The organism is Pseudomonas sp. S2_A05 (assembly GCF_054668485.1).
This window is the reverse complement of the sequence record NZ_CP162775.1, coordinates 5,707,073-5,725,042: the sequence shown is the minus strand read 5'-3', so window position 1 is coordinate 5,725,042 and position 17,970 is coordinate 5,707,073. Positions and strand designations below refer to the sequence as shown.

The 17,970-nt window shown below is 61.0% G+C and carries 17 protein-coding genes and 3 pseudogenes; 11 read left to right on the top strand and 9 right to left on the bottom strand.

Annotation, left to right across the window (positions count from 1 at the left end):
* The first annotated feature begins 194 nt into the window (after positions 1-194).
* The 10 genes from AB4O12_RS25820 to AB4O12_RS25775 all read left to right on the top strand — a co-directional run bounded on the left by AB4O12_RS25820 (position 195) and on the right by AB4O12_RS25775 (position 7,197).
* Positions 195-1,169 (top strand): KpsF/GutQ family sugar-phosphate isomerase, encoded by a 975-nt coding sequence (locus AB4O12_RS25820; protein ID WP_024011623.1) that lies wholly within the window; start codon positions 195-197, stop codon positions 1,167-1,169.
* Positions 1,169-1,693, top strand: a complete 525-nt coding sequence (locus tag AB4O12_RS25815) for a KdsC family phosphatase (protein WP_016771677.1) — start codon at positions 1,169-1,171, stop codon at positions 1,691-1,693. Before AB4O12_RS25820 ends, AB4O12_RS25815 begins: the two co-directional genes overlap by 1 nt.
* A gap of 8 nt (positions 1,694-1,701) precedes the next feature.
* Entirely contained in the window at positions 1,702-2,274 is a 573-nt protein-coding gene (lptC, locus tag AB4O12_RS25810; protein ID WP_024011622.1) for an LPS export ABC transporter periplasmic protein LptC, read from the top strand.
* A complete protein-coding gene (gene lptA, locus AB4O12_RS25805) occupies positions 2,261-2,806 on the top strand; it encodes a lipopolysaccharide transport periplasmic protein LptA (RefSeq protein WP_016771679.1) in 546 nt (181 codons plus the stop codon). The genes lptC and lptA overlap by 14 nt, the downstream gene beginning before the upstream one ends.
* Positions 2,806-3,531 (top strand): LPS export ABC transporter ATP-binding protein, encoded by a 726-nt coding sequence (gene lptB / locus AB4O12_RS25800; RefSeq protein ID WP_024011621.1) that lies wholly within the window; start codon positions 2,806-2,808, stop codon positions 3,529-3,531. The genes lptA and lptB overlap by 1 nt, the downstream gene beginning before the upstream one ends.
* 166 nt (positions 3,532-3,697) lie before the next feature.
* Positions 3,698-5,188 (top strand): RNA polymerase factor sigma-54, encoded by a 1,491-nt coding sequence (locus AB4O12_RS25795; RefSeq protein ID WP_041477979.1) that lies wholly within the window; start codon positions 3,698-3,700, stop codon positions 5,186-5,188.
* A gap of 73 nt (positions 5,189-5,261) precedes the next feature.
* Positions 5,262-5,570, top strand: a complete 309-nt coding sequence (gene hpf, locus AB4O12_RS25790; protein ID WP_007912419.1) for a ribosome hibernation-promoting factor, HPF/YfiA family — start codon at positions 5,262-5,264, stop codon at positions 5,568-5,570.
* Between the two features lie 11 nt (positions 5,571-5,581).
* On the top strand, positions 5,582-6,046 hold the full coding sequence (gene ptsN, locus AB4O12_RS25785; protein WP_041477978.1) for a PTS IIA-like nitrogen regulatory protein PtsN: 465 nt from the start codon (positions 5,582-5,584) through the stop codon (positions 6,044-6,046).
* 2 nt (positions 6,047-6,048) lie between these two features.
* Positions 6,049-6,906, top strand: coding sequence for an RNase adapter RapZ (rapZ, locus tag AB4O12_RS25780; RefSeq protein WP_041477977.1), 858 nt, complete (start codon positions 6,049-6,051; stop codon positions 6,904-6,906).
* Positions 6,907-6,921: 15 nt separating this feature from the next.
* Entirely contained in the window at positions 6,922-7,197 is a 276-nt protein-coding gene (locus AB4O12_RS25775) for an HPr family phosphocarrier protein (protein WP_016771685.1), read from the top strand.
* Positions 7,198-7,231: 34 nt separating this feature from the next.
* Here the strand turns inward: AB4O12_RS25775 and AB4O12_RS25770 are convergent, their stop codons facing one another.
* From AB4O12_RS25770 to pmbA, 6 genes and pseudogenes are all read right to left on the bottom strand, one after another.
* Positions 7,232-8,125, bottom strand: a complete 894-nt coding sequence (locus AB4O12_RS25770) for a ZIP family metal transporter (RefSeq protein ID WP_041477976.1) — start codon at positions 8,123-8,125, stop codon at positions 7,232-7,234.
* Positions 8,126-8,154: 29 nt separating this feature from the next.
* Positions 8,155-8,766 (bottom strand): superoxide dismutase, encoded by a 612-nt coding sequence (locus tag AB4O12_RS25765; RefSeq protein ID WP_095180375.1) that lies wholly within the window; start codon positions 8,764-8,766, stop codon positions 8,155-8,157.
* 1 nt (position 8,767) lies between these two features.
* Positions 8,768-9,208, bottom strand: coding sequence for a hypothetical protein (locus AB4O12_RS25760; RefSeq protein ID WP_252887322.1), 441 nt, complete (start codon positions 9,206-9,208; stop codon positions 8,768-8,770).
* A gap of 27 nt (positions 9,209-9,235) precedes the next feature.
* Positions 9,236-9,352, bottom strand: a pseudogene (locus AB4O12_RS25755) (hypothetical protein); the annotation flags it as partial.
* A pseudogene (locus AB4O12_RS25750) lies at positions 9,346-9,426 on the bottom strand (FagA protein); the annotation flags it as partial. The pseudogenes AB4O12_RS25755 and AB4O12_RS25750, both read right to left, overlap by 7 nt.
* Positions 9,427-9,678: 252 nt before the next feature.
* Positions 9,679-11,026: pseudogene (gene pmbA, locus AB4O12_RS25745) on the bottom strand (metalloprotease PmbA).
* Between the two features lie 108 nt (positions 11,027-11,134).
* Between pmbA and yjgA the strand changes: the two are divergent.
* Positions 11,135-11,659, top strand: a complete 525-nt coding sequence (gene yjgA / locus AB4O12_RS25740; RefSeq protein ID WP_016771692.1) for a ribosome biogenesis factor YjgA — start codon at positions 11,135-11,137, stop codon at positions 11,657-11,659.
* Positions 11,660-11,710: 51 nt separating this feature from the next.
* Here yjgA and tldD read toward each other — a convergent pair whose 3' ends face one another.
* From tldD to AB4O12_RS25725, 3 genes are all read right to left on the bottom strand, one after another.
* Positions 11,711-13,153: a metalloprotease TldD gene (gene tldD / locus AB4O12_RS25735; RefSeq protein ID WP_016771693.1), complete on the bottom strand. Its 1,443-nt coding sequence runs from the start codon at positions 13,151-13,153 to the stop codon at positions 11,711-11,713.
* 4 nt (positions 13,154-13,157) lie between these two features.
* Positions 13,158-14,018: a carbon-nitrogen hydrolase family protein gene (locus tag AB4O12_RS25730; RefSeq protein WP_423520746.1), complete on the bottom strand. Its 861-nt coding sequence runs from the start codon at positions 14,016-14,018 to the stop codon at positions 13,158-13,160.
* Positions 14,019-14,146: 128 nt separating this feature from the next.
* On the bottom strand, positions 14,147-17,950 hold the full coding sequence (locus AB4O12_RS25725) for a YhdP family protein (protein ID WP_460059926.1): 3,804 nt from the start codon (positions 17,948-17,950) through the stop codon (positions 14,147-14,149).
* Positions 17,951-17,970 lie beyond the last annotated feature (20 nt).

The following is a 17,970-nucleotide window of genomic DNA, read 5'->3' as shown; positions in this document are numbered from 1 at the left end:
TGGCGGCGAACTATATCACTGCAAAGGCTGAGCGCCCAAGCGAGAACCCGGCCAAGATCGCCGACTGAAGAGGGCCTGAGCGACTTTCAGAGGGTTTTGGTAACCAGTAATGACAAAGCACGTCGAACTTGCGTGAGGCTTTGCCACATACCCGCTATAATCGCCGCCTTTTCATCGGCCCATACGATTCTGACATGAGCAAAACCCGCGACCTGATTCAATCGGCACAACGCACCATCCGCCTCGAAGTGGAAGCCGTCCAAGGCTTGATGGCCCATATCGACGCCGATTTCGTACGCGCTTGCGAGATGATTCTGGCCAGCAAGGGCCGTGTGGTCGTAGTCGGCATGGGCAAATCCGGGCACATCGGCAACAAGATCGCCGCCACCCTGGCCAGCACCGGCACTCCGGCGTTTTTTGTGCATCCGGCCGAAGCCAGCCACGGCGACATGGGCATGATCACCCGCGACGATGTGATTCTGGCCCTGTCGAACTCCGGCTCGACCAACGAAATCGTAACGCTGCTGCCATTGATCAAACGCCTGGGTATCCAGCTGATCAGCGTCACCGGCAATCCACAGTCGCCATTGGCGAAGGCTGCCGAGGTCAATCTCAATGTGCATGTCGAGCACGAAGCCTGCCCGCTGAATCTGGCACCGACCTCTTCGACCACGGCCGCACTGGTCATGGGCGATGCCCTGGCCGTGGCGCTGCTGGAAGCTCGTGGTTTCACCGCTGAAGATTTCGCGTTCTCGCATCCGGGCGGTGCCCTTGGCCGTCGCCTGCTGCTGAAAGTCGAAAACGTCATGCACGCCGGACAGGAGCTGCCGCAGGTACAACGCGGCACCCTGCTCAAGGACGCGCTGATGGAAATGACCCGCAAGGGTCTGGGCATGACCGCAATTATTGAGGCCGATGGCAAGCTCGCCGGGATCTTCACCGACGGTGATTTGCGCCGCACGCTGGATCGCGCCATCGACATCCGCAGCGCCACCATCGACCAGGTGATGACTGCACACGGCAAGACCGCCCGGCCCGACATGCTCGCCGCCGAAGCCCTGAAAATCATGGAAGACCATCGAATCAACGCCCTGGTAGTCGTCGACGAGGAGGATCGCCCGATCGGCGCCTTCAACCTCTCCGATCTGCTGCGCGCAGGAGTCATGTAATGAGCAACGATCTGCTGCAACGTGGCAAAGCAATCAAACTGGCTGTGTTCGACGTCGACGGTGTGCTCACCGACGGGCGCCTGTACTTCCTCGAAGACGGCAGCGAGTTCAAGACCTTCAACACCCTCGACGGCCAGGGCATCAAGATGCTGATGAATGCCGGCGTACAAACGGCGATCATCAGTGGCCGCAAGACCCCGGTGGTCGAGCGACGCGCGAAAAACCTCGGCATCCCGCACCTGTTTCAGGGGCGCGAGGACAAACTGGTGGTGCTCGACGGCCTGCTCGCGCAACTGGGCCTAAGCTATGAGGAAGTCGCCTATCTCGGTGACGATCTGCCAGACTTGCCGGTGATCCGCCGTGTAGGGCTGGGCATGGCGGTGGCCAACGCTGCCGATTTCGTCCGCGAACACGCCCACGGCGTTACCCGCGCCCGTGGCGGCGAAGGTGCCGCCCGCGAATTCTGCGAATTGATCCTGCGCGCCCAGGGCCGCCTCGAAGCGGCCAACGCCGCGTACCTGTGAGCCTGACCATGTTTAGCAAAAAGTTTCGCAATTTCCTGCTGTTCGGCTGCATCGCGGCGATTTTCGCTGCGGTGGGCTACTGGAACATCAGCCCGGAGCGCTTCCTCGACAAGCCGCCGGTCTCGGCCGCCGAGAATCCGATCGACTGGTACGCGACCAACACGCACACCATTCAATACCTGCCCGACGGCAAGGTGCAGTACGAGATGACCTCCGACAAGGCCGAGCACGTCAAGGCCACCGATGTCACTCTGGTAACCAAGCCTGATTTGAACATGTACCGCGGCACCGACTTCCCGTGGCACGTGACCAGCGAGCGCGGCGAAGTGAATTCGGGCGGCACCGAAGTTGAATTGATCGATTCGGTACGCGTACAGCGCACCGATGAGAAACAGCGCGGCACCCTGATCACCAGCACCCGCATGACCGTGTTCCCGCAGCAAGAATATGCGCAGACCGCGCAACCCGTTAGAATCGAGGGCGCTGGCGGCGTATCGACTGGCGTCGGAATGAAAGCGTACCTGAAGGACAGCAGGATACACCTGCAATCGAACGTAAGAGGACAGTATGAGGCTCGTTAAAACCCTCCCTATTTTGCTCAGTCTGGGCGCAGCACTGGGAAGCGCGAGCGCCTGGTCCCTGCCGAACGATCAGCAGCAGCCTATCCGCATTCAGGCCGACGACGCCCAACTGGACGACAAGAATGGCATCGCCACCTATAAAGGTGACGTGATCATTACCCAGGGCTCGATGATCGTTAAAGGCAACACCGTGACCATGACGCGCGCGCCCAATGGCGACATCGATGTGGTGACATCGGTAGGCAACCTGGCTTACTTCGAGCAGTTGCAGACCCAGGGCGACGCCAACCCGGTCAAGGGCTACGGCGTGACGATTCAATACCACGCCCAGCAGAACCGGGTGGTGCTGATCGACAAGGCCAAGGTTATCGACAAGGATAACAACGTCACCCAGGGCGAAAAAATCGTCTACGACACCGTGAAGAAGCTGGCCAGCGCCGGTCGCGCCACGGGCAGCAAGGTCACCGAATCGCGTCCGCGCATCGACATGGTGATCCAGCCGAAGAAGAAAACCGAAGAGAAATCCCAGTAATGGCAACTCTGAAAGCTCAGCACCTGGCCAAGGCCTATAAAAGCCGCCAGGTCGTGCGTGACGTCAGCCTGTCGATCGACAGCGGGCAGATCGTCGGCTTGCTCGGCCCGAACGGCGCCGGCAAGACTACGTGCTTCTACATGATCGTTGGCCTGGTGCAGGCAGATCAGGGCCGTGTGCTGATCGATGATCTGGACGTCAGCCACCAGCCGATGCACGGCCGCGCCAAGGCCGGTATCGGCTATCTGCCGCAAGAAGCGTCGATCTTCCGTAAACTGTCGGTCGCCGACAACATCATGGCGATCCTCGAGACCCGCCCGGAGCTGGACAAGGCCGGTCGTCGCAAGGAGCTGGAAAGCCTGCTGCAGGAATTCCACATCAGCCACATCCGCGACAACCTCGGCATGAGCCTGTCCGGTGGTGAACGCCGCCGGGTGGAAATCGCTCGCGCCCTGGCGACGGCACCGAAATTCATACTGCTCGACGAACCGTTCGCCGGCGTTGACCCGATCTCGGTCGGCGACATCAAGCAGATCATCCATCACCTCAAGGCCAAGGGCATCGGCGTGCTGATCACCGACCACAACGTGCGTGAGACGCTGGATATTTGCGAAACCGCTTACATCGTCAACGACGGTCAACTGATCGCTGAAGGCGATGCCGAGACCATCCTGGCCAACGATCTGGTCAAGGAAGTGTATCTGGGTCACGAGTTCCGCCTGTAAGCGCGACAGCGCTGTATCGATTCAAGGCGCATTTATCCGCTTTAATTGTTACAGCGCTCTAGGCAAACACTTCAGTTTCAGGCATATAATTTGCTTAAGTTTGGCGCTTCGGCGCCCTGTAGTGGATGGCGCAAAGCGCCGGCGAATAAGGTGTTAAGCCCCTGCCATGAAACCATCGCTAGTCTTGAGAATGGGCCAGCAGCTGACGATGACACCGCAGCTGCAACAGGCCATCCGCCTGCTCCAATTGTCGACCCTGGACCTGCAACAGGAGATCCAGGAGGCTCTGGAATCCAATCCGATGCTCGAGCGCCAGGAAGAAGGCGACGACTTCGACAACGCCGATCCGCTGGCCGACAACGCCGAACAGAAGCCCGCCGAAATCCAGGAACCCTCCTACCAGGAAACCGCCCCGACGGTGGATAACCTCGAGGATGGCGATTGGAACGAGCGTATCCCCAACGAACTGCCAGTGGATACTGCCTGGGAAGACGTCTACCAGACCAGCGCCAGCAGCCTGCCGAGCAGCGATGACGATGAGTGGGATTTCACCACCCGCACGTCGGCCGGCGAGAGCCTGCAAAGCCATCTGCTCTGGCAACTGAACCTGGCACCGATGTCCGACACCGATCGCCTGATCGCCGTGACTCTGATCGACTGCATCAACAATCAGGGCTATCTGGACGAAACACTCGAAGAGATTCTTGAAGCGTTCGACCCGGAACTGGACATCGAGCTCGACGAAATCGAAGCTGTCCTGCATCGCATCCAGCAATTCGAGCCCGCCGGTATCGGCGCACGCAACCTCAGCGAATGCCTGCTGCTGCAATTGCGCCAGCTGCCCGCGAAGACGCCGTGGCTGACCGAGGCCAAGCGTCTGGTCGCCGATTACATCGACCTGCTCGGCAGCCGCGATTACAGCCAGTTGATGCGGCGCATGAAGCTCAAGGAAGACGAGCTGCGCCAGGTCATCGAACTGGTGCAGAGCCTCAATCCGCGTCCCGGCTCACAGATCGAGTCGACCGAAGCCGAATACGTCATTCCCGACGTGATCGTGCGCAAGGACAACGAGCGCTGGCTGGTCGAGCTGAACCAGGAATCGGTGCCTCGCCTGCGCGTCAACGCCCAGTACGCCGGTTTCGTGAAGCGTGCCGACACCAGCGCCGACAACACTTTCATGCGCAACCAGTTGCAGGAGGCCCGCTGGTTCATCAAGAGCCTGCAGAGCCGCAACGAAACCCTGATGAAAGTGGCCACGCAGATCGTCGAACATCAGCGCGGCTTCCTCGAATACGGCGACGAAGCAATGAAGCCGTTGGTATTGCATGACATCGCCGAAGCGGTCGGCATGCACGAATCGACGATTTCCCGGGTGACCACACAAAAATTCATGCATACCCCGCGCGGTATTTATGAGCTGAAATACTTTTTCTCCAGCCACGTCAGCACCTCCGAAGGCGGCGAATGCTCGTCCACGGCGATCCGCGCGATCATCAAGAAACTGGTCGCTGCGGAAAATCAGAAAAAGCCGTTGAGTGACAGCAAGATCGCTGGTTTACTGGAGGCACAAGGCATTCAGGTGGCTCGCCGCACCGTCGCCAAGTACCGCGAATCCCTCGGAATCGCGCCTTCGAGCGAACGCAAGCGGTTGATGTAAGCCACGTTACAGCGTTCCAGTGGCAGGCTTTTCGGCCTGCCGCTTTATGCACTGGCAACGAAGGAGAAGCTGTATGCAAGTCAACATCAGTGGACACCAACTGGAAGTGACCCAACCTCTGCGTTCCTACATCGAGGAAAAACTCCAGCGACTGGAGCGACATTTCGACAAGATCACCAACGTGCAGGTCACGATGTGCGTCGAAAAGCTGAAACAGAAGATCGAAGCCACCTTGCATATTCCCGGCAGTGAAGTGGTCGCAAACGCAGAAGATACCGACATGTACGCTGCGATCGACTCACTTACCGACAAGCTGGATCGCCAACTCAAAAAGCATAAGGAAAAGACCCAGAGCCTCCTCCAGGGCGCGACCGGTCGTTAACACCCCTATCCATGATCCGACTTGAAACCATCCTGACCCCCGGCCGTTCCCAAGTGAACGCGCCGGGCGGCAGCAAGAAAAAAGCCCTCGAACAGATTGCCAACCTGATCCACCGCGAAGTGCCGGATCTGGCGATGCAGGATGTCTTCGAGGCGCTGATCGCCCGTGAAAAACTCGGCTCCACCGGTTTTGGCAACGGCATCGCCATTCCCCACTGCCGCCTCAAGGGCTGCGCGGGGCCAGTGAGCGCCCTGCTGCACCTCGAAGCCCCGATCGATTTCGACGCCATCGACGGCGCTCCGGTGGACCTGTTGTTCGTACTGCTGGTCCCGGAAGCCGCAACCGACGCGCATCTGGAGTTGTTGCGCCAGATCGCCAGCATGCTCGACCGCAAGGAAGTGCGCGACAAATTGCGCAGCGCTCCGAGCAATGAAGCCTTGTACCAGGTTGTACTGGACGAGCAGAACGGGCACTAATCATGCGTTTGATCATTGTCAGTGGCCGTTCGGGCTCGGGTAAAAGTACCGCCCTGAATGTCCTTGAGGACAACGGCTACTACTGCATCGACAATCTGCCGGCCGGTTTGCTGCCGGAACTGGCCGAGCGAGCGCTGATTCACACAGAACTGGCGCAGCCGCTGGTCGCCGTGTCGATCGATGCGCGCAACCTGCCCAGCCATCTGTCACGTTTCCCTGAGTTGCTCGAAGACGTGCGTGCCAAGCATATCAAGTGCGATGTGCTGTACCTGGACGCCGATGAAGAAACCCTGCTCAAGCGTTTTTCCGAGACCCGTCGTCGTCACCCGCTGAGCAACGCCAATCGCTCACTGGCCGAGGCGATTCACGACGAAACCGCCCTGCTCGGTCCGATCGCCGATCTGGCCGACCTGAAGATCAACACCACCAGTCTGAATCTGTATCAACTGCGCGACACCATCAAGTTGCGCCTGTTGAATCAACCGGAGCCCGGTACGGCGTTTCTGGTCGAGTCGTTCGGCTTCAAGCGCGGCATGCCGGTCGACGCCGACCTGGTGTTCGACGTGCGCTGCCTGCCCAATCCGTACTGGAAACCGGAGCTGCGCGCTCAGTCGGGCCTTGATGCACCGGTGGCCGAGTACCTGGCGCAGCAGCCGGATGTCGAAGAAATGTATCAGGACATCTACGCCTACCTGAACAAGTGGCTGCCACGCTTCGCCGCCAGCAACCGCGCCTACGTCACCATTGCCATTGGCTGCACCGGCGGGCATCACCGCTCCGTCTACCTGACCGAACGACTGGGTCAGGCCCTGCAGAAAACCCTGAAGAACGTCCAGGTTCGCCACCGCGACCTCACCTAAAGGATTTACACCGCGATGCCTGCTCGTGAAATCGAAATCATCAATAAGCTGGGCCTGCATGCCCGGGCATCGGCCAAATTTGTCGGCGTGGCGGGTCAGTATCCAGACTGCACGATCCGAGTGGGACGCACACCTGAAACGACTGTCGACGGCAAGAGCATCATGGCAATGATGATGCTCGCGGCGGGTAAAGGCACCAAGATCCATTTGAGCACCGAAGGCGAACAGGCTCAGGAAGCCATGGACGCATTGGTCGATCTGATCGAAAGGTATTTCGACGAAGGTGAATAATCCTTGAGGCGGGGACACTGTTCCTCGCCTCCATTCACCCCAACGCCGTATCCATCACCATCATCAGACAAAACCCGATCAGAAGGCCCAGACTGGCCAGCTTGTCATGCCCATGACGGCGCGATTCCGGGATCACTTCGTGGGTCACCACCAGCAACATCGCCCCCGCCGCCAGTGCCAGCCCCAACGGCAACAGCACCTGAGCCAGACTCACGAGCCACGCACACAGCAGCGCAAATATCGGTTCGACCAGCCCCGACGCCGCGCCGATCAGAAACGCCCTGACCCGCGACATTCCCGCCCCGGCCAGCACCAGAGCAATCACCAGTCCTTCCGGCACATCCTGCAACGCAATGCCCATCGCCAGACTGTCGGCGTCCGCCATCCCGCCTCCGGCAGATACGCCAACCGCCATGCCTTCCGGAATGTTGTGCGCGATGATGGCGAACACGAACAGCCAGATTCGCGGTGGAATCACCGGATGCTCCAACGTGCCGACGAGCATCTCCGGCGAGGCACCGCAAATGCGCCGATCCACCAGATACAGACCGAACGCACCGAGCAGGATGCCGAAGCAGATCAGGCCACTGGCGGCCCACGGCGTCAGGCCAAGGCTCTCAGCTGCAGCTATGCCCGGCACGATCAACGAAAACGCCGTCGCCGCCAGCATCACCCCGGCACCAAATCCCAGCAAGGTGTCGCTGAGTGCCTGCGGCATGCGCCGGATCACCAGCACCGGCACCGCGCCAAGCGCCGTGCCCAAGGCGCAGATGGCACCGCCCTGCAAGGCACGTAACAGCCTCGGTTCCAGATTCAGCCATTGCAAAGCGTGGGCGACCAGTAAAGTCATACCCGCCAACAGCAAAAGCGAACCCACCGCGTAACGAAACATGCGCCCACTGCCAATCGCCAGTGTTTCCGTGCCCATAGTCAGCCCTGATTGTTTTTATTGAAGGCTTAAACCAGTGCGGCCTGATAGCGCGCAGCAACTTCCGGCCAGTTGATCACGTTGTAGAACGCGTTGATGTATTCCGGGCGACGGTTCTGGTAACGCAGGTAGTAAGCGTGCTCCCAGACATCGAGGCCAAGGATCGGGGTGTTGCCGTTCATCAACGGGCTGTCCTGGTTGCCGCTGCTTTCCACGACCAGTTTTTTATCCGGTGTCACGCTCAGCCACGCCCAGCCGCTGCCAAAACGGGTCAGCGCGGCTTTGGTGAACGCTTCCTTGAAACTGTCGAGTCCGCCCAGTTGCTCGTCGATGGCCTTGGCCAGCGCGCCGCTGGGCTTGCCGCCACCGTTGGGCACCATCACTTCCCAGAACAGCGAATGGTTGGCGTGGCCGCCGCCCTGATTGATCACCGCCGCGCGAAGTTTTTCCGGCAGTTGCTGCACGCTGGCGACGAGTTTTTCCACCGGCCACTCGGCGAACTCGGTGCCTTCCACGGCGGCGTTGAGGTTGTTGATGTAGGTCTGGTGATGCTTGGTGTAATGGATTTCCATGGTCTGCGCATCGATGTGCGGCTCGAGGGCATCGTAGGCGTAAGGCAAGGCAGGCAAGGTAAAAGCCATTTCAATGGACTCCATACTGATGAGAAGTTGCGGCGCGGCGGGCATTGCCGGTGTCCGGATGCAGCAGGCGCTGGGTGCGTGGGTATTCGCCGTGCTCGCTGATGAAGTTCAACAGTTCGACATAGGTCTTGCTGCTCTGGCGCAGCGCCGCCTCACGCAGGGCCGGACGCAAGCGCTCGTCCTGCATGGTCTGCAACAAACGTTGATGGATGGCACAGAGATATTCGGCGCTCTCCTCCGGTTGGTTCAGGCGCAGATGCAGGTCAGCCAGGTTGTGATGTGAGACGACGCAGGCCGCCACCGCTTCGTCGGCATCCGCCCAGCGTTCGAACAACACTTGCGCCAGGGCCAGGGCTTGCAGGTAAGCCTCGCGGGCGTCGATCAGTTCGCCCAGCATGAAGCAGCGATTGGCCCGTTCGATCGTGCGTTTCCAGTGCTCCATGATGAGCCTCCAAAGCGGTTGCGGGGTTTACACGCCGCCGGCGGTGAGTTTCTCGGGGTTGAGCAACTCTTTCAGCTGACTGCGCGACAGGCGGGTGTGTTCCAGGGCGACGTCGATTACCGCACGGCCTTCCTTGCAGGCTTTAGCGCGCAACGGATCTGACGACTCATCCAGCGCCAGCTTTCGAGGTAGGGCTGCTCGTGCAAGGCAGAACTCATGATCCGTGACTCGTCCGGAAATGAGATTTATTATTAGATGATAATGAGAACCAAAACAAGCGTTCGAGTTTGCGCTGTTCATTTGTGGGAGCGAGCCTGCTCGCGAATGCGCCGTGTCAGCCAGCACATTTGCAACTGATCCACCGCTTTCGCGAGCAGGCTCGCTCCCACAAGGGATTTGTGCGAAGCGAATAAAAAAGGCGCGCCATCCACAACGGATGGCGCGCCTTTTTTTGTTGGCGGATTCGCGGCTTAGCTGCCGGCGACAGTCATCCGCTCGATCAACACAGACCCGGTGCGAATAGTTGCTGCGCAGCTCCAGATCATTACCCACCGCGACAATCTGCTTGAACATGTCGCGCATGTTGCCGGCGATGGTCACTTCCTGCACAGCGAACTGGATCTCGCCGTTCTCGACCCAGAAGCCCGCCGCACCGCGCGAATAGTCACCGGTGACCATGTTCAGGCCATGGCCCATCAATTCGGTGACCAGCAGTCCTCGGCCCATGCGCTTCAACAGCGCTGCCTGATCCTCATCACCGTGGGTGACGAACAGGTTGTGCACACCGCCCGCGTTGGCGGTGCTCGGCATGCCCAGCTTGCGCCCTGAGTAGGTACCGAGGATGTAGGAGACCAACTCGCCCTTTTCGACGAACGGTTTCGCGTAAGTCGCCAGGCCATCACCGTCGTAGGAAGCACTGCCCATGGCGCGCATCAGATGCGGACGCTCATCGATGGTCAGCCATTCCGGGAACAGCTTCTGCCCCAGTGTGCCTTCGAGAAACGACGATTTGCGATACAGACTGCCGCCGGATACTGCCGAGAGGAAGCTGCCGAACAGACCGCCCGCCAGCTCAGCGGAAAACAGCACCGGCACTTCACAGGTCGGCACCGGACGCGCGCCCAGACGGCTCGCCGCCCGTTGCGCTGCACGCTGGCCGATGCTCACCGGATCGGCGAGCAGACTGCCCTGGCGATTGACGTCATACCAGTAATCGCGCTGCATCTGCCCGTCAGCTTCGGCGATCATCACGCAACTCAGGCTGTGCCGGGTCGACGCGTAACCGCCGATGAAACCGTGGCTGTTGCCATAAACCCGGCAGCCCTGATGGGTGCTGAGGGTGGTGCCGTCGGCGTTCTTGATCCGCGCATCGGCATCGAACGCCGCTGCCTCGCAGAGCAAAGCCTTCTCAATGGCCTGTTCCGGGGTGATGTCCCATTCGTGGAACAGGTCGAAATCCTGCACATCCCTGGCCATCAGTGCGGCGTCGGCCAGACCCGAGGCTTCGTCCTCGGAGGTGTGTTTGGCGATCGCGAGTGCTGCAGCGACGGTTTCACGAATCGCCTCCGGCCCGGTGGCCGAGGTGCTGGCCGAGCCTTTGCGCCGGCCGACGTACAGGGTGATGCCAAAACCCTGATCACGATTGAATTCAACGGTTTCGACCTCGCGCTGACGCACCGAGGTCGACAGCCCCTGCTCCAGCGACACCGCGACTTCACAGGCGCTGGCGCCCTGGCGCTTGGCTTCGGCGATGATCTGCTCGACCTGTTCTTGCAGTGCCGGCAATGCCTGCGGGCCGACGCTTTGAACTGCACTCATGCTCATCTCCACTCAAATTCTGCTTTCGGCTGGGGTCATCGAGCGACCGGGCCGGACAAGCGGCCCCCGACTGGTTATCATGGCGGCGTTTCTTTGCGGACTGCCACCATGGTTGATTCTTACGACGACTCCCTCGATACGGGAGAAAAAAGCAAATCTCAGGTCAAACGCGAGTTGCATGCGCTGGTTGACCTCGGCGAGCGCCTGACCACACTCAAGCCTGATCTGGTCGCCAAACTGCCGTTGACCGACGCTTTGCGCCGGGCATTGGCCGATGCGCCCAAGCACACCGCGAACATCGCGCGTAAACGGCATTTGCAGTTCATCGGCAAACTGATGCGCGACCAGGACACTGACGCGATTCTGACTCTGCTCGATCAACTCGATGCCTCCACTCGCCAGTACAACGAGCGTTTCCATAATCTGGAACGCTGGCGTGACCGCCTGATCGCGGGCGATGACGCCGTGCTGGAGAAATTCGTCATCGAGTACCCGGACGCCGATCGCCAGCAATTGCGTTCCCTGATCCGTCAGGCCCAGCATGAGGTTGCGCAAAACAAACCACCTGCTTCGAGCCGCAAGATCTTCAAATACATTCGGGAGCTGGACGAGACTCAACGCGGTCTGCGTTGATAATCGCCACCGGGTGGCCGTCCTGCGCGCCACCCGAAAGCCCCACCGTTCTTATGCGCCCGTGCCACCCACGGTGATCGCATCGATTTTCAGCGTTGGCTGGCCGACACCTACCGGCACCGACTGCCCATCCTTGCCGCACGTACCCACACCGCTGTCCAGCGCCAGATCGTTACCGACCATCGACACCCGGCTCATCGCCTCGGGACCGTTGCCGATCAATGTCGCGCCTTTGACCGGTGCGGTGATTTTGCCGTCCTCGATCAGATAAGCCTCGCTGGTCGAGAACACGAACTTGCCGCTGGTGATATCGACCTGACCGCCGCCGAGGTTGGCGCAGTAAATGCCCTTCTTCACCGAGGCGATGATTTCCGCCGGATCACTTTCGCCACCGAGCATGTAGGTGTTGGTCATCCGGGGCATCGGCAGATGCGCATAGGATTCGCGACGACCGTTACCGGTGCGCGCCACGCCCATCAGCCGCGCGTTGAGCTTGTCTTGCATGTAGCCCTTGAGTACGCCGTTTTCGATCAGCGTAGTGCACTCGGTCGGCGTGCCTTCGTCATCGACGCTGAGCGAACCGCGACGGCCGCTCAAGGTGCCGTCATCGACGATGGTGCAAAGTTTGGAGGCAACCATTTCACCCATGCGCCCGCTGTAGGCCGAGCTGCCCTTGCGGTTGAAATCGCCTTCCAGACCGTGACCGACCGCTTCGTGCAGCAGCACCCCGGACCAGCCGGAACCCAGCACCACCGGCAAGGTACCGGCTGGCGCCGGAATCGCTTCGAGATTGACCAGAGCCTGGCGCAGCGCTTCGCGGGCATAACCCATGGCGCGGTCTTCGGCGAGGAAGTAGCGGTAATCGGTACGCCCACCGCCGCCGTGCCCGCCGCGTTCGCGACGGCCATTCTGTTCAACGATGACGCTGACATTGAAGCGCACCAGCGGGCGCACATCAGCGGCCAGACCGCCGTCGGTGGAGGCCACCAGAATCCGCTCCCAAACCCCGGCCATGCTCACGCTGACTTGCTGAATCCGTGGGTCGAGCGCGCGGGTGGCGACGTCGATGCGTTTGAGCAACTCGACTTTTTCCGCGCGGCTGAGCACTTCCAGCGGGTTATCCGGCGCGTACAGTTGCGCGACGTCCTGGCTGGTGAATGCCTGCACGGTGCCGTTCTGTCCGGCGCGGGAGATCGAACGCGCGGCGCGGGCCGCTGCGCCGAGGGCCTCGAGGGTGATCGCGTTGCTGTAGGCAAAACCGGTTTTCTCACCGGACTGTGCACGCACGCCGACACCCTGATCGAGGTTGAAGCTGCCTTCCTTGACGATGCCGTCTTCCAGCGCCCATGACTCGGAAATCTGGCCCTGGAAATACAGGTCGGCGGCATCGATGCCCGGCCCGGCCAGATCGCCGAGCACGCCTTGCAGGCTCTCGATCGTGACACCGCCGGGTGCCAACAGGTGATCACTGACTGAGGACAACAACTCGCTCATAGGTTTACGCCTTAAATTCGTGTTCTGAAGCAGGCCGCTGGGCGCCCTGCGAGAAAAACCGCCGATGACGCGTCACCGGCATGCGCGCCCGGATGGACGCTTGTTCATCGCTGTCGCGGGCGGCCAGCAACACCGCCTCGCCTTGATCCTGTTGGGCCAGTACGCGCCCCCACGGGTCGACAATCGCCGCATGCCCGAAGGTTTCACGCGGTCCGGGATGGCTGCCGCCCTGTGCGGCCGCGAGGATATAACACTGTGTTTCGATGGCCCGCGCGCGGATCAGTACATCCCAATGCGCGGCGCCGGTTACGGCCGTAAACGCCGACGGTGCGGTAATCAATTCGGCACCGGCGGCACGCAATTCACTGTACAGCTCCGGGAAACGCAAGTCGTAACACACACTCAGACCGACTCGCCCCACCGGCGTATCCGCCACCACTACATTACCGCCATAAGCATAGTCATCGGATTCACGGTATTGGCCGCGATTGTCGGCGACATCGACATCGAACAGATGCAGCTTGTCATAGCGCGCGACGATCTCACCGTTATCGTTGATCAGCAACGAGCAGGCATTGGCTTTGGCCGTGGGTTGACCCAACGGTGGCAACGGCAATGTGCCGGCGACTATCCATAAGGTGAGGTCGCGGGCGGTCTGTTTCAACCAGGGCAGGATCGGCCCTTCGCCCAAGGCCTCGGCGCGGCCGATATCGGCGACGTCGCGACGGCCCATGGCGGCGAAGTTTTCCGGCAGCACCGCGAGTTTCGCCCCGCCGGCGGCGGCCTGTTCGAGCAGGCGCCGGGCCTGGGCCAGATTGGCCAGCACGTCGCTCTGGCTGACCATTTGAATCACCGCTAAAGACATGGCCGCTCCTCGGGATTTGCATATGACTGTGTAGGAGCAGCCGAAGGCTGCGATCTGTTGATTTTTTTTAAGAGCCAGATCAAAAGATCGCAGCCTTCGGCAGCTCCTACAGGGGTAGTGTCTGCTAGTTAAAAAGGCTTGTCGAAGGTGATTTTCGGCTCTTTCCATGGGCCTTTGACGGTGTACTTGACGCTGGCGAAGCGCGCGACGCGGTCGCCGATCAGCTTGTCGATGAGGAACAGCGCGCCGCCGACCGCCGGTGCGCCGACGAGCAACGCGGCGATCGGCAGGTTGTTGGTCACCGGCAAGGTCACCAGCAATTTCGCATCGACCTTGTCACCAACCAGATCCAGCGTGCCGTCCAGCTCAAGGTTGCTCGAAGGCCCGGTCAGGCGAATCGGCTCACGTGTCACGTAGACACCATTGTTCGCCACCAGCAAACCTTTGACCCGGTCGTAGCTCAGGCCTTTGCCGAACAGGTCGGAGAAGTCCAGACGCAGGCGCCGGCCGATCGAGTTGAAGTTGAGCAGGCCGAACACCCGCAGCGCCTGAGCACCGCCTTCCACTTCAACGAACTGGCCTTTGTTCAGCGAGGCATCGAGGGTGCCGGAGAAGCGCTTGGTCGCCAGCCACGCCGGCGAGCCCGGCCAACGGCCGTCGACATCCATATGGAATTCTTCGCTGGTCACGCTCGGCGCGAAGCCCCAGCCTTTGAGCACGTCGGCCAGATTCTTGCCGCCAATGCGGCCCTTGTACCAACTGCTGGTCGCCCCCGGCGCGCCTTCCCAGCCGCCGTTGCCTTGCAGGAGGATGCCCTTGAGGCCCATGTCGAGGTTGTTCAGCGCGATGCCCTTGGCGGTCGGCCGCACTTTCAGCGACCAGCCACCGACCAGATCGGGACCGAGGAACAACTGATTGAGGGTGATATCCAGCGCCGGGATTTTCGTCGGGTCGACCGACGCCAATGGATCAGGCGCGTTCTCGTCAGCCTGCACCGCCGGGTCCGGCGCCGGCAGTTTCACGTATTGCAGATTCACCGCAATCGGTACGCCCTTGGCATCCGGCAGGCTGGCGCTGCCCTTGACCTGTTGGCTATCCAGCGCCAGGTTCCACGCGCCTGGCTTGCGATTGATCTGCACCGAAGCCTGATCCAGCGTGGTGCCGAACGCGGTCAATTTGCCGACCTTGATGTCAGCGCTGCTGAGCAGTTGCTTGGCGCTGCCGCCCGGATCCTGCCCGGCGTACTTGCTGGCCAGATCCTGCCACGGCGCGACGTCCAGTTCCGACAGCACCCCGCGAATGCGCAGGCCCTTGGCGCCCGGCAACACCGCTTCGCCAGCGCCGAGAAACAGTTCGCCACGGCCGTCGGCGAAATTGCTCGGCGGCGCAGCAAAAGTGAAATTGGCCAGTTGATCGTAATTGAACCAGTAACGCCGCTCCTGCCCTTGCAGGGTCATGCGAAACACTGTGTCGCGCCCGACATCGGCGGTCATGCCGAACGGCGCCGGCAGATCCACCGCCACGCCTTTGAGGCTGGAGCTGACCAGCAACTGGCTGTCGGCCCCGGAAAGATTCAGCTGCAACTGATACGGAATCGTCCCGGACACCGGCAACGGCTGGGTCACACCCAGCCAGTCAGTGAGCTTCTTCACTTCTACCTGCCCCGACGCCGCAACTCGGGTCTTGATCTGGTTGGGGCTGCCATCAGCGAAGATCTGCGCAGTGACCGGTTTGTCGAAGGCCCGTGCAGAGATGTTCTGGCCGCTGAGGCCTTTATTGCTGTCGAAGCGGAAATCGCCCTTGAGCTGGCTCAGTTCCAGTTTCGGTTCGGCCAGTTTCAGCCGTGCGTTGGCGGTCTTGAAATCGACGAGTATTTTCGGCTGCTCGCCCTTGGCCAGCGGAATATCCAGCTTGAGCTTGCCATTCAGATCACCCGCGCCCTCCCAACCGGCAAAGGTCTCACCAGTGCCGATCGGCGCATCCTGAAGAATCTTCAAGCCGTCGCCCAGGCCACCGGCAAATGCGCCATCCAGGAACAAATGCGAGTTCTGCCCGGCCGGTACATGAGGAATATTGACGAAGACATCGCTGACTTGGGTGTCGAGCAACTGGCCTTTGCTGGCCCAGATGCGCACGCCGCTGTCCTCGATGAACACGTCACCGCTGACCTTGCTCACATGGGGCCAGCCCGGCTGAAAGGCCAGTTCGGCGTCATGCACTTTGAAGAACAGGCTGATGCTGCGATCAGCCTCGCCGGCGTTCTTGCTCAGCGAGCCCTGATACTGGAAGAAGCCCTGATCCACCGCGCCTTTGAGGATCGCTGTGCGCAGCCACTCATCAAGCGCCGGGCTCAACACCGCCGGCAGGTATTTCGCGGTGTAGCGGCCGTCGCCATCAACCAGGCCGACGCGCAGGTCCATGTAGTCTTCCTGGCTATGGTCAAAGTGCAGGCGAATGAGGAAATCGCCGGCAATCTTGCCCTCCTCGCCCAATACCTTGAGGTATGGCGCAATCAGGGTGAAGCCATCCTTGTCGAGCTTCCAGGTCAGCCGCGCATTGGCCTGCAGGTATTGCCATGGCTTGGCGAAAATCGGATCGAGGTGCAGGACGAAGTCCTTGCTGTCGAGGCGCAACTCGCCGCCGTCGAGGTTGCCACTCAGGCTGCCACTGACATTGCGCGCCGCCGGAGCGCCGTGGTAGGCATCGAAACCGACGTTGTCGAGGTTGGCGGCAAAGCCGAATTTGTTGCCATCGGTGGCGGTCGGGCGGAAGTCCAGCAACACGTTACGCAGGCCGCCGGTTACCTTCAAACGCTCGACCACTGTGGCGAAGCTTTGTGGCAACGGCCCCAGCGCATTGAGCAGCGGCGTGATCGGGGTCAGATCGAGGCGATCGGCCTGCAAATGCCAGAGCTCTTCAGCCTTGGCGCTGGCGCGGGTCTGCTGCACCTGCACATGGGATTCCCAGCGGGTTTCGCCGAAGCTCATCGCCAGTGAATCGAGGGTGACTTTCACCCCTTCGGCTGTGTTGCGGTAATAGGCGTTGAGCGCCAGATTGCTGATCTGGATCGGCTTGCGCTCGGCGTAGGCACCGGTCACTTGCGGCGCATTCAGGCGCAACGCGGCGCTTTGCAACGCGCCTTCGGCCCAATCGACCCAGAGTTCGCCGCCGGCCTTGATCTCGGAAAAATTCCATTGCTGGGTCAGGCGCTCTGGCAGCCATTTCGCCCAGTCGCTCTGCGGCAGACTGGCATAGCCCTCGATGGCGCTGTTCTGCCACTGATCAGGACGCAGCTGGCTGCGCAGGCTCAGCGCGACAGGCTGGCCATCGGGCAAGGTCAGACGCGCGTCGAGACGCTGGCGGCTGGCGCCGGTACGCAGATTGAGGCCGACATAGGTGAGCGTCATGGGCGGGTGATCGAGCGGTTGCAGGGTCACCTGGCTGTCGAGCACCGACAATTGTCTGATCATCTGCGAGCGCTGGAACAGTTGCGCCGCATCGAACGGCTGATCCTTCTGCACCGGCAGCCCTTCCAGCGCCCAGGTACCGTCTTCGGCTTCCTTGAGGCTGATCTTCAAACCGTTGAGTTCGATATGCGCGAGGCGTACTTCGCGGGCGAGCAAGCTGCCCCACATATCCGGCACTACCCGTACGCGGTCGAGGCGCAGCGCGTTGGCGCCGTCGCCGACCATCACGTCATGGGCCATCAGGATCGGCGCGAAACCGCTCCAGTTGCCTTCCAGCTCACCGATCTGCAAGGGCATGCCGAGGGCGGCGCTGGCCTTGTCTTCGATGTCGGCGCGGTATTCGGCCACCAGTGGCGTCAGCTCGCGGCCGAGGCTGACGTACAACGCCATCAACACCAGAACCAACGCGCACAGGCCCAGCCCCCAGCGGGTGAGTGCGGCCAGAATGCGTGTCAGACGCTCCATGTCAGTTGGCTCCCATGGCA

Coding starts and splice junctions, on each gene's coding strand:
- AB4O12_RS25820 (WP_024011623.1), top strand. CDS start 195: ATGAGCAAAACCCGCGACCTGATTCAATCGGCACAACGCACCATCCGC.
- AB4O12_RS25815 (WP_016771677.1), top strand. CDS start 1,169: ATGAGCAACGATCTGCTGCAACGTGGCAAAGCAATCAAACTGGCTGTG.
- lptC (WP_024011622.1), top strand. CDS start 1,702: ATGTTTAGCAAAAAGTTTCGCAATTTCCTGCTGTTCGGCTGCATCGCG.
- lptA (WP_016771679.1), top strand. CDS start 2,261: ATGAGGCTCGTTAAAACCCTCCCTATTTTGCTCAGTCTGGGCGCAGCA.
- lptB (WP_024011621.1), top strand. CDS start 2,806: ATGGCAACTCTGAAAGCTCAGCACCTGGCCAAGGCCTATAAAAGCCGC.
- AB4O12_RS25795 (WP_041477979.1), top strand. CDS start 3,698: ATGAAACCATCGCTAGTCTTGAGAATGGGCCAGCAGCTGACGATGACA.
- hpf (WP_007912419.1), top strand. CDS start 5,262: ATGCAAGTCAACATCAGTGGACACCAACTGGAAGTGACCCAACCTCTG.
- ptsN (WP_041477978.1), top strand. CDS start 5,582: ATGATCCGACTTGAAACCATCCTGACCCCCGGCCGTTCCCAAGTGAAC.
- rapZ (WP_041477977.1), top strand. CDS start 6,049: ATGCGTTTGATCATTGTCAGTGGCCGTTCGGGCTCGGGTAAAAGTACC.
- AB4O12_RS25775 (WP_016771685.1), top strand. CDS start 6,922: ATGCCTGCTCGTGAAATCGAAATCATCAATAAGCTGGGCCTGCATGCC.
- AB4O12_RS25770 (WP_041477976.1), bottom strand. CDS start 8,125: ATGGGCACGGAAACACTGGCGATTGGCAGTGGGCGCATGTTTCGTTAC.
- AB4O12_RS25765 (WP_095180375.1), bottom strand. CDS start 8,766: ATGGCTTTTACCTTGCCTGCCTTGCCTTACGCCTACGATGCCCTCGAG.
- AB4O12_RS25760 (WP_252887322.1), bottom strand. CDS start 9,208: ATGGAGCACTGGAAACGCACGATCGAACGGGCCAATCGCTGCTTCATG.
- yjgA (WP_016771692.1), top strand. CDS start 11,135: ATGGTTGATTCTTACGACGACTCCCTCGATACGGGAGAAAAAAGCAAA.
- tldD (WP_016771693.1), bottom strand. CDS start 13,153: ATGAGCGAGTTGTTGTCCTCAGTCAGTGATCACCTGTTGGCACCCGGC.
- AB4O12_RS25730 (WP_423520746.1), bottom strand. CDS start 14,018: ATGTCTTTAGCGGTGATTCAAATGGTCAGCCAGAGCGACGTGCTGGCC.
- AB4O12_RS25725 (WP_460059926.1), bottom strand. CDS start 17,950: ATGGAGCGTCTGACACGCATTCTGGCCGCACTCACCCGCTGGGGGCTG.